This is a genomic window from Rhodococcus sp. 21391 (assembly GCF_016772255.1).
GTDB lineage: Bacteria > Actinomycetota > Actinomycetes > Mycobacteriales > Mycobacteriaceae > Rhodococcus_F > Rhodococcus_F opacus.
The window spans coordinates 2,414,610-2,431,209 of record NZ_CP063781.1 but is presented as its reverse complement, the minus strand read 5'-3'; the positions used below and the strand labels follow the sequence as shown (position 1 = coordinate 2,431,209).

The 16,600-nt window shown below is 67.3% G+C and carries 15 protein-coding genes; 2 read left to right on the top strand and 13 right to left on the bottom strand.

Translation table 11 applies throughout. The annotated features are described in order from the left end of the window. Positions 1–61 precede the first annotated feature (61 nt). Together GO592_RS11380 and GO592_RS11375 are read left to right on the top strand one after the other, a co-directional pair. Entirely contained in the window at positions 62–1,810 is a 1,749-nt protein-coding gene (locus GO592_RS11380) for a sigma-54-dependent Fis family transcriptional regulator (RefSeq protein WP_007297717.1), read from the top strand. 160 nt (positions 1,811–1,970) lie between these two features. Beyond that, positions 1,971–2,216, top strand: a complete 246-nt coding sequence (locus tag GO592_RS11375; RefSeq protein ID WP_005571679.1) for a hypothetical protein — start codon at positions 1,971–1,973, stop codon at positions 2,214–2,216. Between the two features lie 373 nt (positions 2,217–2,589). Here GO592_RS11375 and GO592_RS11370 read toward each other — a convergent pair whose 3' ends face one another. From GO592_RS11370 to npdG, 13 genes are all read right to left on the bottom strand, one after another. Further along, a complete protein-coding gene (locus GO592_RS11370) occupies positions 2,590–2,886 on the bottom strand; it encodes an antibiotic biosynthesis monooxygenase family protein (protein ID WP_005571680.1) in 297 nt (98 codons plus the stop codon). A 93-nt stretch (positions 2,887–2,979) separates the two neighbouring features. Then, on the bottom strand, positions 2,980–3,912 hold the full coding sequence (locus GO592_RS11365; RefSeq protein ID WP_007297719.1) for an NAD(P)H-binding protein: 933 nt from the start codon (positions 3,910–3,912) through the stop codon (positions 2,980–2,982). A 246-nt stretch (positions 3,913–4,158) separates the two neighbouring features. Then, positions 4,159–5,352 carry an NAD(P)-dependent malic enzyme gene (locus tag GO592_RS11360; RefSeq protein ID WP_202715137.1) on the bottom strand — a complete coding sequence of 398 codons (1,194 nt, stop codon included), beginning with the start codon at positions 5,350–5,352 and terminating at the stop codon, positions 4,159–4,161. A gap of 84 nt (positions 5,353–5,436) precedes the next feature. Next, positions 5,437–6,795, bottom strand: coding sequence for a coenzyme F420-0:L-glutamate ligase (locus GO592_RS11355; protein ID WP_202715136.1), 1,359 nt, complete (start codon positions 6,793–6,795; stop codon positions 5,437–5,439). After that, positions 6,792–7,778, bottom strand: a complete 987-nt coding sequence (gene cofD / locus GO592_RS11350; RefSeq protein ID WP_202715135.1) for a 2-phospho-L-lactate transferase — start codon at positions 7,776–7,778, stop codon at positions 6,792–6,794. The genes GO592_RS11355 and cofD overlap by 4 nt, the downstream gene beginning before the upstream one ends. A 69-nt stretch (positions 7,779–7,847) precedes the next feature. Beyond that, entirely contained in the window at positions 7,848–9,104 is a 1,257-nt protein-coding gene (locus GO592_RS11345; RefSeq protein ID WP_202715134.1) for an MFS transporter, read from the bottom strand. A gap of 127 nt (positions 9,105–9,231) precedes the next feature. Beyond that, positions 9,232–9,900 carry a 2-phospho-L-lactate guanylyltransferase gene (cofC, locus tag GO592_RS11340; protein WP_237737199.1) on the bottom strand — a complete coding sequence of 223 codons (669 nt, stop codon included), beginning with the start codon at positions 9,898–9,900 and terminating at the stop codon, positions 9,232–9,234. A 41-nt stretch (positions 9,901–9,941) separates the two neighbouring features. Then, positions 9,942–12,500, bottom strand: coding sequence for a bifunctional FO biosynthesis protein CofGH (locus tag GO592_RS11335; protein WP_172650934.1), 2,559 nt, complete (start codon positions 12,498–12,500; stop codon positions 9,942–9,944). After that, a complete protein-coding gene (locus GO592_RS11330) occupies positions 12,497–13,660 on the bottom strand; it encodes an acyl-CoA dehydrogenase family protein (RefSeq protein WP_172650935.1) in 1,164 nt (387 codons plus the stop codon). Before GO592_RS11330 ends, GO592_RS11335 begins: the two co-directional genes overlap by 4 nt. After that, a complete protein-coding gene (locus tag GO592_RS11325) occupies positions 13,657–14,355 on the bottom strand; it encodes an enoyl-CoA hydratase/isomerase family protein (protein ID WP_202715133.1) in 699 nt (232 codons plus the stop codon). Before GO592_RS11325 ends, GO592_RS11330 begins: the two co-directional genes overlap by 4 nt. Continuing rightward, complete coding sequence (locus GO592_RS11320) at positions 14,352–15,401, bottom strand: LLM class flavin-dependent oxidoreductase (RefSeq protein ID WP_172652294.1); 1,050 nt, start codon at positions 15,399–15,401, stop codon at positions 14,352–14,354. Before GO592_RS11320 ends, GO592_RS11325 begins: the two co-directional genes overlap by 4 nt. A gap of 102 nt (positions 15,402–15,503) precedes the next feature. After that, positions 15,504–15,821, bottom strand: coding sequence for an NIPSNAP family protein (locus tag GO592_RS11315; protein ID WP_172650937.1), 318 nt, complete (start codon positions 15,819–15,821; stop codon positions 15,504–15,506). Then, positions 15,802–16,482, bottom strand: a complete 681-nt coding sequence (gene npdG, locus GO592_RS11310) for an NADPH-dependent F420 reductase (protein WP_172650938.1) — start codon at positions 16,480–16,482, stop codon at positions 15,802–15,804. Before npdG ends, GO592_RS11315 begins: the two co-directional genes overlap by 20 nt. Positions 16,483–16,600 lie beyond the last annotated feature (118 nt).

The following is a 16,600-nucleotide window of genomic DNA, read 5'->3' as shown; positions in this document are numbered from 1 at the left end:
CACATCGAGACGACGTACCCTCAACTACGTGAGAGGCGGAGAATCGGGGCGTCAATACAGCATGACCAGCAAGGATCTACAGAAGGCGCGAGAGCTGTTCCTCGCCGACGACGGCCTCGACAGCTCCGTTCGCCAGCCCATCTCGTACTCGTGGCAGCGATCGAAGTCGCTCAAGGTGCGCCCCGACCAACTCGACCTCCCGTTCGTGCGAGAGCCGAATCTGGACTGCCCTCTCGTGGCGGCAGCCGAACCCGTGCTGCGGCAGCTCGCGGACGGACTGGTCGACGAACCGGTGAGCGTCATCCTGACCTCGGCTGACGGAGTGATCTTGACCAGGATCACCGCCAGCCGACGACTTAATCGCACACTCGACGACGTCCAACTGATACCCGGTTACAGCTACTCGGAAGAATTCGTCGGCACCAACGGCATCGGCACCACTCTCGAAACCCGTCAGCCCACCCTGGTGACGGGCGCCGAGCACTACGCCGACTGCCTCGGGCAACTGGCATGCGCCGGTGTCCCGATCACCCATCCGATGTCCGGCGCCCTCGTCGGCGCGCTCGATCTCACCGGCTGGGTAGAGGACGGGGGCCCGCTGTTGGCCACCCTCGCCAAATCCGCCACGGCTCAGATCGAAGGCCGCCTCCTCGCACAGGCCAGTGCGGACCAGACCGCATTACTCAACACCTATCTGAAGGCCTGTCGGCGGTCACCCCAAACGGGAGTGTTGGCGCTCGGAGACGATGTCGTTCTCGTCAACCGAAAACTACGCGTGGCACTGGATGCCCAGGATCAGGGTGCGTTGCTCGAACACGCCGTCGACCTGAGCGGCGCGCCCGCCACCCAACGACACATCGTCGCCCTGCCCAGCGGGCAGACGGCCCGGCTGTCATCGGTCGAGGACTTCGGGCTCGGCGCCCGGAGGCAGATGGCCTTGTTCTACGTGCATCTACTCGAGATCCCCACATCGGGATCCCCTGCGCTCGAGAGCATCCGCGTCTTGCCCGGAATCACCGGGAGCAGCGCGTCCTGGCGTCGCAGTTGCCAGCAAATCGCTCGCTGCGCGCGTGAACAACAGTGGGTCACCGTGTCCGGCGAAACCGGAAGCGGCCGCGGATCAGCTCTCAAAGCTGTTGCCATCGAACACATTCCCATCCGCACACGGATCTTCACGGTGGCCGAACTCGCGGGCGACAGCGCCGCCCTGTCGGCACTCGAACAGGAACTCGGGCAAGACCGATTCAGCGTCATACTGCGCGACATCGACCTCCTCGGCGAGTCACAGCAGCGGATCGTCGCCGACCTCATTCAAGGACGCGAGCACGCCGGATGGATCGGTGCGACCATCGGCGGAACCGATCACAATACCGACCTCGACACACTGATCCTTCCCCACTTCAGCCATACCGTCACCATGCCCGCGCTGCGTCATCGCATCGACGATCTCCACAGCTTGGTACCGCATCTACTGAGGCAGCTCGGTCGCGGCGCGGACTTGTCGCTCTCGCCTGCGGCGATGCGCCAACTCTGCAAGTACAGCTGGCCCGGAAACGTCACCGAGCTCCGCCAGGTTCTGCACGATGTGGTCCAGCGTCAGCGCTCCGGTGTCGTCGAGGTCGAGCAGCTGCCCCCGATGTGCCACGCTCTGAGCCGCCACACACTCACACAGATCGAAGCCCTCGAACGCGACGCCATCGTGCGCAGCCTCGAAGAGAATCACGGCAACAAGAAGGCCGCCGCAACAGCTCTCGGCATCTCACGGGCCACCATCTACCGCAAGATCAAGGAATTCGGCATCGACATCTGACGTCGCCCGCATCAGTTGGTGTCAGGAAATGAGACACTCGTCACACCCTAGCCGGCGGATCATGAGGTCAGACAGAGAATCCCACGCGGATCAGCAACTCGTTGAGGGCCAGCCTCTTTCGAGTGCGGGAACGCGACCGGGACCGACGCGAGGACGACCCATGAATACGAACCCGCTTGGCGCGGATACCCACTCGGTATCCCCCGGCAGCACCACCTCCCGGGTGTGGTTGGTCGCCGCGCTGGCGCACACGTGCGAACCCACCGACCGTCCCGCGGTACGTGACGATCTGATGCGGACCTGGGTTCCGGAGCCGGGCAGCGGTTACCGCACCCGCGACGGCCGTCGCCGGGCCACCTGGGCGCAATTGCACTCCCGGTTCGATCTCGTCGAGGTGACTCCATGACAACCTCCTGCGCGATCCGGCCCGCACCGGCCCGCCACCACTCATCTGGGGTGAGACGGACCTGCGCGACCATGCTCAGTGATCAACTGGCCAGGGAAGACGCCGCTGAGGATGCACGAACCTTGTCCCCCGATGATCGGACGACGTGCCCGCTGCACCGACGGTGGATTCACCAATGCGTCGCGTCGCCGACACACGTCAACGCCGTCACGCGACACAGATGGTGCCGCCAGTGCGCCGTGCCGCTCACCGTCACCGTCGACGAAATCGCACGGACCGTCACGATGGTATGCCCGTCCTGCGGTGACGGCGGCAGCCCCGCCACCACCAGACTGGTGTCCGCGTGTCGCGCCAGCCTCGGCGAGGCGTCGAATCACACTTCGCGGACAGGCGCGTAATGCTCCACGAGAGGGAAGGGATCGTAGAAGTGGTGCAGCAGGTCCTTCCACTCCTGGTACCGGCACGATTGCCGAAAGCCTTCGGTGTGGTCTTCGAGTTCTTCCCACTCGACCAGCAGGAGATAGACATTCGGTCGCTCGAGGCCGCGTGACAATCGCAGTCGCAGGAATCCCGGCATCGACGAAATGATCGCCTCGGCCTGCCCGAATGCAGATTCGAATTCCTCGACCCTCGCGGGTGTCACAGACAGCAGCGCATGTTCCAAGATCATCGGCACAGTATGCGACGTCGCAAGGTCGTGGGTGCGAGCGACGTGATCGCCGCTCGAACGGGTGGCGCAAGTAGTGGCGATTCTCGGCCCTCACTACCCGGCGGCGGCCGGCTTCGAGAACAGCTCGCGGTGTGCGGCGACGTACTGCTCGACCGACTGCGCGGGCCGGCCGGTCACGTCCTCGACGTCGGTGGTCAACCGGTCGTAGCGATCGTCCCGGTGCAGTGTGGCAACGGTGAGGAGGTGTTGCACGGTGTGCGACGAGATGTCGGGAACGGCGCTCAACAACTCCACGAAGTCGTCGTGGGGCAGATCGGATCCCGTCACCGACTGTCCCAAGCCACGCGTGTACTGCTCGGCGAGGCCGTCGATGTCCAGGACGGCGGGGCCGGTCAGCTCGAAGACCTGCCCGATTCGCCCTGCTGGATCCTGAAGAATGGCGACGATCACTCGGGCCACGTCGGTCGCGGCGACGGGCGAGGTCCTGCCGGTACCGAACGGCAAGGCCAAGACGCCGCGTTCGGCGACGGAACGGCTCGCCACGACGGTGAACAGCGGATTGTCCAGGAAGACTGTGGGTCTGACGTGGACGACGGGCAGACCGGACCAGTTCATGATGCGCTCGGCGAGCCAGTGCAGCCGTTGGTGCCGAGACTCGTCGGTGCTGGTCGACGTCATCTGCGACACCGTCATCTGGGACATGTTCACCAACGCCTCGAGATCGCCCCGCTCGTCGGCGATCGCGCACACAACGGCGGCCGCCTCGAGATAGTCCGCGGACACACTCATGTTGAAGAACATCCGCGTCACGCCCGTCAGCGCCGCGGCGACGTCGCCGGGGCGGGTCAGATCGCCCACGACGATGTCCGCTCCCAGCTCCCGTAGTGCGTCGGCGCGGCCGTCATCGCGATGAACCATCGCCCGCACGGGCTCGCCACTGCGCAGCAGCTGCTCGGCGACCAGCCGGCTGATACTGCTGTAACCACCGCCCACACCGGTCATCAGGATCGGGGCCCCGTCACTCATGACCGAATCTCGCTGTTCGCGTCGCGTGAAGACGCCACGACAGCTCTACTGACACTGGAACGCGCACTGGAGCCATGGTGGACCTCCTGGATTTACGCTCTCCTGCGACATTACGACAGGACGGCGCGCGCCAGCCACCCACCGGAAAAGACACTTGGGGATCACCGACTGCCGGTTCCGTCGCGAACACCCCGACACCGGAACCGTGGGTGCGGGTTCCGGATCGGGGTGCTCGACGGATTCTCGCTAGTCGGTGACGCCTTCTGCACGAGCAACGGCGGCGACTGCCTCCGCGACAGCGGGGGCGACGCGAGGATCGAGCGGGCTGGGAACGATCTTGTCTACAGCCAGCTCGGCACCGACGACCGAGAGGATTGCCTCGGCGGCGGCGAGCTTCATACCTTCGGTGATCCGGCGGGCACCGGCATCGAGCGCACCCCGGAACACACCGGGGAAGGCCAGCACATTGTTGATCTGGTTCGGGAAGTCACTGCGTCCGGTGGCCACGATCGCCGCATGCTTGCGGGCGATGTCCGGGTGGATCTCCGGGTCCGGGTTCGACAACGCGAACACGATGGAATCCTCGGCCATCGCCCTGATCAGCTCCTCCGGCACGGTGCCCGCGGACACCCCGAGGAACACGTCCGCCCCGTCGAGGGCTTCGACGATGCCGCCGCGGTGGCCGGCCGGGTTGGTGCGCGCGGCCAGGTCGACCTTGACCTCGTTCAAGTCCTTGCGGTCGGCGGAGACGATGCCCTTCGAGTCGAGGACCGTCACATCCGCGATCCCCGCGGCGAGCAGGATGTTCGCGCACGCGACACCGGCGGCGCCGGCACCGGAGATGACCACCCGCAACTGGTGGAGGTCGCGGTCCTGGACCTTGACCGCACCCTTGAGGGCGGCCAGGACGACGATCGCGGTGCCGTGCTGGTCGTCGTGCATGACCGGGCAGTCCAGGGCCTCGATGACGCGCTTTTCGATCTCGAAGCAGCGCGGTGCGGAGATGTCCTCCAAATTGACCGCCCCGAAGCTCGGGCGCAGCCGGATCAGGGTCTCGACGATCTCGTCGGGATCCTTGGTGTCGAGGACCAGCGGGATCGAGTTCAGGCCCGCGAAGTTCTTGAACAGGGCCGACTTGCCCTCCATCACCGGCAGCGAGGCCCGCGGGCCGATGTCCCCGAGGCCAAGCACCGCGGAGCCGTCGGAGACGACGACCACCAGGCGGCTGGTCCAGGTGTACCGGTCGGCGAGGGTTTCGTCGGCGGCGATGGCCCGGGAGACCTGCGCGACACCGGGCGTGTAGGCGATGGACAGGGCGCGCTGCGTATCGAGGGCGGTCGTGGTCTCAACCGAGAGCTTCCCCCCGATGTGGCCGGCGAAGATCTCCTCGTCGGTCAGCTCGACCTTCTGCGGTGTGGTGGGTTCGGACACGATGGTCATTGTCTACTCATTTCTTGGCTATCGACGATCAGCGGCAGCGTGTCGTCGGAATTGATCATTGATTCGGCGCTCATTGCGCGTGGGTCATCTCTCGATCAGGGCGTCGCCGGGGTCGGCGGCGTGTCGGGGTGTGAGTGGTTGAAGGGGGTGGCCGACGGCGACCGCTCCGAGCGGTTGCCAGTCGGCGGGGAGGTCGAGGGTGCTGCGGACGATGTCGGCGGCGAAGATCGTCGACCCGATCCAGCAACTGCCGATTCCCTTGGTGGCCAACGACACCAGCAGCCCCTGCACCGCGGCGCCGACCGCGACGGTGAACATCGTCGACTCCGCCGCCTGCCGGCGCTTGTCGGGGTAGGTGTGGGCGCCGTCGGGGACGCAGAACGGGATGATCACCTCCGGTGCGTCGAACAAAATGTTGCCGCGGGCCACCCGCGCCGCCACCGCGTCCGCGCTCATCCCGTCGGCGGCCAGGTCGGTGCGCCACTGCTCCCGCATCCGGGTCAGCAGGGCGTCTCGGAGGGTGCGGGTGCGGACCCACACGAACCGGACCGGTCGGGTGTGGTGCGGTGCGGGCGCGGTCAGGGCGTCCGCGATCGACGCCCGCACCGCATCCGGATCGACCGGGTCGGTCGAGAACTGGCGGACCGAGCGGCGCAGCAGCAACGCCTCCGCCCGGCCCAGCTCGACCGATTCGGCGGTGCCGAGCCAGAACAGGTCCTCGGCGCCACGCCGGATCAGATCCTGTGCCCGCGAACCGTCGTCGACCAGATCCAGACCACGCATGACCGCGACCGGTACCCCGCCGAGTTTGCCCTTCACCAGATCCCCCGCCGCGGCGATCTCGTCGGCGACCGCCACCTCGGTGACGAATAGTTCATTGCCCCGGGAGTCGCGCAAACCGGCGTAGTCGTGCAGTACGGACAGTCCGGCCGCGCCGATCGCGGCGTCGATCTGGCCGTTGCGCCACGCCCGGCCCATGGTGTCGGTGACCACCACCGCCACCCGCACCCCGAGCGCCACCTCGATCCCATCGCGCAGCGCGCGGGCGCTGGCATCGGGATCCTCCGGCAGCAAAGCCAGTTCGAAGCCCGCCACGTTCGAGCCGTCGATCCCCGACGCGGCCTGCACGATCCCGAGCCGGTTCTCGGTGATCAGGATGGGGCCCCTGCGGGCGACGATCCGGACCGCTTCCTGCTCGACGAGGCGCCGGCGGGCGGCGTCGCGTTCCTCCGGGTCGGTCGGCGAGGGCACGATCCGGCCCTCGACCTTGGACACCACCTTGCTGGTGACCACGACGACGTCGTCATCCTCGAGCCACGGCGCGGCCGCGACGATCGCCGCCGCCAGGTCGTCGCCGGGCCGGAACTCGGGCAGGCCCGCGATGGGCCGGATTTCGATCGCACCGCCGGGCGCATGATCGACGAGTCTTTCCGGTTCTGTCATAGCAGGGTTCCCATCAGGTCGAGTGCGGAGCGGACCATGTCCGCGGTGGCGTCGGGGTCGGTCATGATCAGCGGCACCCGGGCCACCTCCACCCCGGGGACCTCGGCGGTGTCGGTGTCGTGGACCAGCCAGCCGTCGAGGATCCCGGTCCCGGACCGGGCCCCGTACCAGCGGCCGATCGCCTCCGCGGAGGTGTCCACGCCGATCACGTCGAGGCATTCGTCGGCCATGCCCCGCAACGGTTTTCCGCCGATGATCGGCGAGATCCCGACCACCTTCGCGGCGTTGGTGCGCAACGCACCGCGGATTCCCGGCACCGCCAGGATCGCCCCCACACTGACCACCGGATTCGACGGTGCCAGCAGCACGATGTCGGCCGTCTCGATCGCCTCGAGCACCCCCGGCGCCGGGGCGGCCTGCTCGGCGCCGATGTGCGCGAAGCTGTGCGTCGGGACCTGGGCGCGGTACCGCACCCACCACTCCTGGAAGTGGATCGCCCGCTGCTCCCCGTCCTCGGGATCGGTGATCACGACGTGAGTTTCACTACGATCGTCGGTCACCGGCAGCAGCGTCACACCCGGCTGCCACCGGTTGCACAACGCCTCGGTCACCGCCGACAACGGATACCCCGTCCGCAGCATCTGGCTGCGGATCAGATGCGTGGCGATGTCCCGGTCACCGAGCCCGAACCAATCCGGTTTCGCACCATAGGCGGCGAGTTCGGCCTTGGCGTTCCACGTTTCACCGGCATGCCCCCATCCACGCTCGGTGTCGATACCACCACCGAGGGTGTACATGCAGGTGTCCAGGTCCGGGCAGATCCGCAGCCCGTGCATCCACACATCGTCACCGACATTGACCACCGCAGTGATCCGGTGCGCAGAATCGGCACCCCCACCACCGGGCACAACCCCCAGAAGTCTCCGCACACCTTGCAGGAACCGGGCCCCACCCACCCCGCCAACCAATACAGTCACGTTCACGTTCCGGACCTCCGCCTACGACTGGTACCTATGCACAGACATCAACTCCCGGCGGCAGTCGACTCGGGTTCACACCTCAGCCGGTGTGCTCGCTGTCGCGATGGTGTGGTCTTTCTCGGTCTTGGTCGCCGGCAACGCGAAGCAGCACAGCAGTGCTGCGAAGATTCCGATTCCCGAGAGCACCGAGAACATCACGATCGACGGCCGGCCGGCAATCAAGCCACCCAGGATCGGCCCGCAGACGCCTCCGATCCGGCCCACTCCTGCAACGAATCCGATGACGCTGGCACGGATGTCGGCGGGGAAGTAGCTGGCGACGAATCCGAAGACGATCGGTTGCGTTCCACCTGTTCCCGCCCCGGCGAGGAACAGGAAGACGTAGAGAACGGGCGCCGGCATGTGTACCGCCAGGGCAATGAGGGCGACCGCGCCGACCGTGAACCCGGTAATGGCTGCACGACGTTCGCCGACTCTGTCGGCAATCCAGGAGCCGCCGGACGCACCGGTCGCGGCTCCGATGCTGAATATGACCAGGAAGACCAACGCCGAGCCGAGGGAGTAGCCGCTGGCCTTCATGATCTGCGGCAGCCAGGTGAGCAGTCCGTACCATTGGATCTGGCCACAGAATGTCACGGCGGTGAACACTGCCAGGGCCCGCCACCCGCTGCGGCCGAGACGTGCAAAGAGGTCACGCACGGTCCGTCGTGCTTCCCCACCGCTCGACCGCACCGAAGCCGGCGTGGGTACCCACCGGCCGAGTTTCACTGCGACAATCGGAACCACGGTGAGGAGGGGAAAGGCGCCACCGATGAAGAAGACTCCACGCCAGCTCAGCACGTCGAGAAAGGCCAGGGCGGTGAGAGCGGCGATCACGCCACCCAGGGGTAGGCCGGCCAGGATCATGCCGTTGAGGAAGTTCTTCCGATGCGCGGGTGCGACACTCATGGTCAAAGCGACCGCTGTCGGCACCACACCGCCGAGCCCGAACCCAGCGACGAACCGTGCGATTCCGAGAAGTTCGGCAGTCGGCGCCGCTGCACACAGCATCATGCCGACCGAGAACCAGGAGACGCAGAGCAGAAACAACCACCGAACCCCGAATCGATCGGCAAGCACGCCAGCTGCGATGGATCCGATGCCCATCCCCATGATCGCCGCACTGGCGATCAATCCGACTTGCGCGGTGGTGAGACCCCAATCAGCGTAGTGGAGCAGTTGCGGCGTCGCGGCACCGAATATGGCGAGGTCGTAACCGTCGGCGGCTATCGCAAGAAATGCAAGAACCGCGACGCCTACATAAGCGGGAAAGCTGAGTCGATTGTTCATGTGCTTCCTCAAGGAATAGGGAACTGATGCGCGGGACGACGAGGGCGCCCCGGTGACGAAACTGCTCGGCGATCGCTGGGCCGAAGCCCTCAACCCTTCGAGCGCGATGACCCGAACGGACCGAAAATCACTGCATCACTGAGTGATATGCGAAAATCTGGCGTTCCGATGTCGAATCGAACGGGTGCCCCAGGCTGCCGAGGACGGCACGCAGGGCGGCACCGGTTTCCCCCATGGCGGCGTCCTGCAGGTCGTCGAGATCGTCCACGTCGCGCCGCAGGGACTCGATGTCGGGGACCAGCGTCTCCACTGCTCCGGAGGCCAGGTGCGCCCGACGCGAGGGTCCCCCGAACTGCGGATCCAGGTCGATGCCCTCGGCGGCGGTGAGGAGACTCGTCCCCTCACGTCGTCTGTCCGCGACGAACGTGCGTGCGTGCCGCCCGGCCACGCTCAGCGCGACGTCCAGGTCCTCGCTGCGAAGGCTCGGAAGGTCGGCGGGCAGTCCCGCCAGCCGGCACTCCGGCCACAACTCGCGTGCCCGGCGCCCACCCTCACGCAGAGCATCGTTGATGCCGCGTGTGTCCGGCAGAATCAGTGGTACGACGCCCGGCGACCGGACGTGGGCGGCGTCCTGAATCCGGTCCACCACGACGACGACCGCCTGCACCCGCGAGGCTGCCTGCACGGCGGAGACCGTGTCTCGAAACATGGCGCGCACAACCGCTTGCCGGGCCTCCGGCCGGAGCAGGAGTCGCGACTTCGCGGACGTGATGTCCCGCTGGGGAATGACGGCCACCCAGGGCCCGCGACACCCCGAGCCCGGGTGATTCACTGCACTCACTGGCCGACCAGTCCCACCGCGAGCGGCAGCACGGACCGAACTCGCTCATCGAATCGGCTTGCTGCAGACGAGCGTTCGGGGTCGACGTCTTCGTAGGTGGTAGTGCGCTGCCGGGCGGGCCGACCTGCCGCCCCCGCCATGTCGGTGATGTCGGCGATGGTCTTCATCGACCCGTTGGTCGAACCGGCCATCCTGCTGATGGTCTCCTCCATGAGTGTGCCTCCGAGGTCGTTGACCCCACCGCGGAGTAGTTCCACACATTCGTCCGGACCGAGCTTGACCCAGGAGCACTGGATGTTGTCGATCTGACCGTGCAACATCAGCCGCGCCAACGCGTGAACTGCGCGGTTGTCCCGTCGGGTCGGGCCCGGCCTCGCCAGACCTGCGAGGTAGATGGGCGAACTCTGGTGCACGAACGGCAACGGAACGAACTCCGTGAAACCGCCTGTCTTCTTCTGGATGTCGAGCAGGACCCGAAGGTGCCCGACCCAGTGCCGGGGTTCGTCCACATGCCCGTACATCATCGTCGCGGTGGTACGGATACCGAGCTCGTGCGCGGTCTCGACCACCCGAATCCACTCGGCCGCAGGAAGTTTGCCTTTGGTCAGCACCCACCGGACCTCGTCGTCCAGGATCTCGGCAGCGGTGCCCGGGACCGAGTCGAGCCCCGCTTTGCGTGCCTCGGTCAGCCACTCGGCCACCGAAATACCCATGCGCGAGGCCCCGCTCACGATTTCCATGGGCGAGAACGCATGGAGGTGGATCTGCGGGCTCCGGCGTTTCGTCTCGGCGGCCAGGTCGAGATGGATGGTGCTCGGGAGGCCGGGATCGATTCCGCCCTGCATGCAGATCTCGGTGGCGCCGACGTCCCAGGCCTGCGCGACCCGCTCCCCCACCTCGGAGACGGAGAGCCGGTACGAATCGGCATCGCTCGCGCGTTGCGCGAACGCGCAGAAGCGACAGCCGGTGTAGCAGACGTTGCTGAAGTTCAGGTTCCGGTTGACGACATACGTCACCGTGTCGCCCACTGTCGACTGCCGGACTTGATCCGCCAGGGCGCACAGGGCATCCAGATCCGCGCCGTCGCAGTGGATGAGCGCCAGGGCCTCGGCGTCGCTGAGTCCGGCCGGATTGCGCTCGGCTGCGCGCAAGGCGGCGAGCACCTCGCTGTCCAGGCGCGGGGGGACGGCGGTCCCCGCACGGGCTGTCATCTCCTCGCCGAGCACGGTCCAGTCACCGAAAGCGTTCGCGAAGTCGCTGCGGGTATCCGTGCGACGCCCTTCGGTGTCGATCTCGAGGTGCAGATCGGTTCTGCCACTGGACTCGCCCGGCGCAGCATCCTGCCACGGCCTGCCCTCCGGGAGCACGTCGGCGGCCAGCCCGGTCTCCGGGTCGGCGAGTGCCAACAGGTGCGGCCGGACGCGGGCGTCGACCCACCGCTCCCCCGCAAGCACGTACTGCGGCTGGACGGCGAGACGCTCCCGTAGCTCGAAACCGGCTGCAGCACTCAGGTCACGCAGTCGCTCGATCTCCGGCCAGGGCCGCTCGGGGTTCACGTGGTCGGGGGTCAGCGGCGACACCCCGCCCCAGTCGTCGACCCCCGCCGCCAACAGCCGGCGAAGCTCGCCCGGCTCCGACAGGTTGGGCGGGGCCTGGAGACGCATCGAGGGGCCGAGCAGGATACGGGCCACCGCGATCGTGGCCAGGTACTCCTCGTGGTCTGCATCGTCGGCCGACCGCATCGCGGTATCAGGCTTGGCGCGAAAGTTCTGGACGATCACCTCTTGGATGGCGCCGTACTGCCGCGCGATCCGGCGGATCTGGAGGATGGACTCCACGCGGTCGGCGTACGATTCGCCGATCCCCACCAGGATCCCAGTCGTGAAGGGGATGTTGGTGCGGGACGCGTCCTCGATGCAGGCCAGACGGACGGCGGGATCTTTGTCCGGGGAACCGTAGTGACATCCCCCGGGTTCTGCCCACAGCGAGCGGGCCGTGGTCTCGAGCATCAGACCCATGGAACCGGCCACTGGCTTGAGACGCTGAAGTTCGGCCCAGCTCATCACTCCGGGGTTCAGGTGGGGCACCAGACCGGTCTCCTCGAGCACCAGCACCGCCATGGCCCGCACATAGGACAGTGTGTCGGCGTAGCCCCGCGACTCCAGCCACTCACGGGCGGCGTCCCACCGGTCCTCGGGCCGGTCACCCAGCGTGAACAAGGCTTCCTTGCAGCCCATCCGGGCGCCCGCACGGGCGATCTCGAGCACCTGGTCGGGCGAGAGGAACGGCTCGTCGACCCGCCCGGGGGTCGTCGCGAAGGTGCAGTAGTGGCAGCGGTCCCGGCACAGACGGGTGAGCGGGATGAACACCTTCCGGCTGTAGGTCACCACCCCGGGCCGACCAGCATCGAACAGCCCGGCCGACCGGACGCCCGCAGCGATCGCGCACAGCCGGTCGAGGTCGTCGCCGCGGGCACCGAGAAGGATCTCGGCTTCATCGGCGTCGATGGTCTTGCCGGCGCTCGCCCGGGCGAGCGCACGTCTCAGGCCCGTCATCTGCCCGCTCCTGTCCCCAAGCCCATGGACCGGGCGATGAAGTCGAGCTGGACCGAGGGCGGCCCGGCCACTACGCGGGCGATGATCCCGTCGGAGTGGTGCATCGGCAGGGCATGGTCGCGCACGTAGCCGTAGGCGCCCTGGATCTGCATCGCCAGCGCGGAGGCCTCTGCGTAGAGCTGACCGGAGAGGAACTTCGCCATGGTGCTCTCCACCTCGCACGGCAGACCCGCGTCGAAGAGGTCGGCCGAACGGCGCACGGCGCATCGGGCCGCGTCGAGCCTGACGAACATCTCGGCGAGGGGCAAGGTCACGCCCTGGTAGGTCGAGAGTGCCTTGCCGAACTGCTCGCGCTCGTTGGCGTAGTGGACCGTCAGGTCGAGCACCGCGGCCACGCTGCCGAGGAAGCCGGAGCTGATCATGATGCGTTCGAGCACCAGGCGTTCCTTGAGGATCTGCCATCCTTCACCGGGCTCACCCAGCACCGCCGTCGCAGGGAGGGTGACGTCGCGCAGGAAGACCTCGTAGATGCCGCTGATGTTCCGGCCGAGCGCAGGCATCCGGCGGACCTCGACACCCGGATGGTCGACCGGGACGAGGAATACGGCGAGCTGGTCGCGCTTGCGGCCACCGCCGCCCACTCGGGCGACGAGTTCCATCACCGCGCCGGGCAGGCCCGCGCCTTCGCAGTAGGTCTTCTGGCCGTTGAGAACCCAACCGTCCCCGACCTTCTCGGCTCGCGTGGCCACGCTGGCCGCGTCGGAGCCCACGTCGGGTTCGCTCACCGCGATCGACAGGCGCGCGTCACCGGCCAGCACCGGCGCGCCGTACGTCTGCTGCTGTTCGGGCGTGCCCCAGCGGTGGATGTCGCGCAGTCCGCTGAGGTTCAGGTTGAACAGGGCCACGAGGTCGGAGCTCGCCTTGCCGATCTCCTCGCAGAGCGTGATCAGCAGGCCGGCCGTACCGTCGACGACCTCGTCTCCGGCCACCACGTCGTACCACCCGAGGCGGGCGATCTCGCGGAACAGGTGCTCGGGGTATTTCCCCGCCTCGTCCCAGATGCGCACGTCGAGCGCGGGAGCGTGTCTGGCCAGGAACGCCCGGGCCGTGGTGCGCAGGTGCGCCTGCTCGTCGGTCTGGATGTGGATGCTGGTGGTCATGATTGCCTTTCGAGGGTGTTCGGTAGAGAGGTCCGCTTCCAGGCGGAGAGCCCTGCTTTGAGATCGCGCAACAGCTCGGGCGGAAGAACCGCGAGTCGGGCGGCCGTCTCGCGCGCCGTCACGTCGAGCGAATCCTCGGGAACGACGTCCACCAGACCGAGCCCGGCGAGGTCGTCGGCGACGAAGCGCTCGTTCAGGGCCAGGAGCCGCAGTGCCCGCGCCGGACCGACGGCGGCCTCGAGTCGGCGCACCGTGCTGTCAGGGGGTGGGAATCCGAGTGGGAGCTCGGGGAATCGGAACGACGCGGCAGGTGAGGCCAGGGTGATGTCCGCGGCCGCGGCTATGGCCCAGCCGGCGCCGACCGCGGCGCCCTGGACCGCGACCACTGCGGCAGGGTAGTCGCCGATCAGGTCGAGGCTTTCCTCGATCAGCCGGCGCCGGAGACCCGGGCGGCCGGTCGCGGTGCCGTCGTCGGAACGCACGTCGGCTCCTGCGCAGAACGCGGGTCCCTCCGCCCGCACGAGAAGGACATCGGCGGCCGCGCGTTTTCCCTCGGCAAGTGCGGAGACGAACGCCTCGAGCAGGGGGACGTCGAGGGCGTTGCGTGCCTCGGGACGATTGAGTGTCAGGACGATCAGACCGTCGTGGTGCTCGGCCGGGCACAAGTCCAGGGCTACTTCCCTATTCGCGCTCATCGGAGCTCCGGCAGGACCTGGGAGGTGAGCAGCTCGACCGCCTCGCGGGGGTCCGGGCCGACCGGGGCACCGATGTAGGCCTCGGTGAATCCGGCATCCTCCGCGTACCCGAGCAACTCGGCCAGCGCCTCGATGCAGTCGCCGGGCGTGCCCGAGACCACGAGTTGGTCCGCGACTTCCTGCGGGAGGAGGTCGGCGGCTGCGTCTACGCCGTCTCCAGCTTTGAGCGCCGCTCGGGTGGCGGCGTAGTCGGAGGGCTCGAAGCCGACCCGGTGCAGGTTCTCTGGAGGCTGTTGGCTCACAATGAGTGTGGCCTGTCGCCGTGCGGCCGCGCAGGCGCTGTCCCGGTCGGCGGACACAGACAGGTTCACGCCGTAGATCCGGGTGAACTCCCCCCGCCGACTGCGCTGTCGGCCCCGGTCGAGCGCATCGAGGTTGCTCACCGCGTCGAACTGGCCGCTGCGGAAAGCCGCGAGGCTGTGGGCCGGGAAATTGCTGGCGCAGATGACGCCGTCTGCGAGTTCGCCGGCCATCTCCAGCACTTTCGGTCCGGCGCCGGCGACGACGACGCGCACGTCGGGCTTGCTTGTCCAGGAGAACGACGCCCGAGCATCCTCGCGCAAGCCGAGGGCTGTACAGATCTGTGGGTAGTCACCCATTCGGATCGCTTCGCCCTGCCAGAGAAGCCGGCACATCGCGATGAACTCGGCCACGCGGTCGATCGGGTTCTGCAGCGGCATAAGCGCACTCACCAGCCCACCGCCGGTGCCGATTCCCATGGTGACCCGACGTCCTTCGGGCATGAACTCCGCCAAGGTGGCCATGCTGGATGCCATTTCGAGGGGGTTCCGCCCGAAGGGGAAGGTCACGGCAGTGCCGACTCCGACACCGGTGCGCGCAGCGATTGCGCCGAGGAGAACGGCGACGCCTCGGGACTGTAATTGGTCACTGAGCCAGACGGTTTCGAAACTCCCAGCGGCGATTTCGGCCACTTCCACCATCTGCGGCCCGTCAGCCCAACCATGGAGCTGGATGCCTTTGATCATCGAACTTCTCTTCATGATGTTGAACTCGAATCACTATATGGAACAGGATAAGGGCAGAACACGGCGACGGTCAAGAGTCAGTCCAGCCTCGTTCGGCGCCGCTCAGGAGCGGGCGTACGCCGGGGTGATCAGGAATGTGCTCCGGATCTCCGAGATGAGCGGCCCATCGCTCTCGGTGCGTGCCTTCAACGCACGCCACCGCGGATCGGCCTGGAACCGGGCCCAATGCGCGTCCGCGGCCTCGAGGTCGGGGAACGCCAACAGGTAGACGATCCGGGCACGGTTGCCTGCCTCGTGCCAGAACCCCTCGACCTGTAACCCGAATTCCGCGAACAGGGCCAGCGTGTCGTCGGCGAACCTGCGGTGCAGGTCCTCGGCACGGCCCGGCAGAGCACGATACTCACGCAGCTCGTGGATCATGAACAACCCCATTCACGGCGAGACCGGAGCGCGTCTTGTAGCGCCGGTTGACATTGATGAGAACGGCGGTCAACGGTTCGAGCTGCCGCGCCACCCGCAGCGCCCCTCCGTCGATGCCCGGCCGGCCGGTGATCGCGACAGCGAGCCGAGCCACCTCGTCCTTCGCGGACCGATCGTCGCCGCACACGAGCACATCTTCGGGAAGGGGGCCCTCATGTTCCCAGAGGTTGACCGCCGACAGATGGTGGAACGCAGCGACCACCGTGGCATCGGGCACGAGGTCGCGCAGTTGCTCGGCAGCGCTACCTTCCTCGACGTCCAAACCGTAGGCCCCGGACTTGTCGAACCCGAGCGGATTCACGCAACTGACGACGAGCTTGCCCGCGAAGTGGGGTGCCAGTTCCGAAACCAGCTCACGATGGCCGTCGTACGGGACGACCAGCACGATGATGGGACAGTCGGCAGCTGCCGACGCATTGTCGGCAGCGCTGACCACAGCGCCGTCGCCGGCGCGTCGGCGCACCTCGAGGGCGGCCTCCTCCGCGCGTTCGACCGAACGCGATCCGATGACGACGGGCCAGCCGGCCGCCGCGAACCGGTAGGCCAGCCCCTTTCCCTGGGGCCCGGTGCCGCCGACGACGGCAATCTTGCTGCTCTTCATGTCTGTCTCCTACACGTTGGGACGGGACACCTCCGACGCGGTGCACCGGAGGTGGTCAGCCGACCGTTGGGGTCGACTCGGAGCGGCCGGCCCCGGTGGGGCCGCCGCTTGATTGATA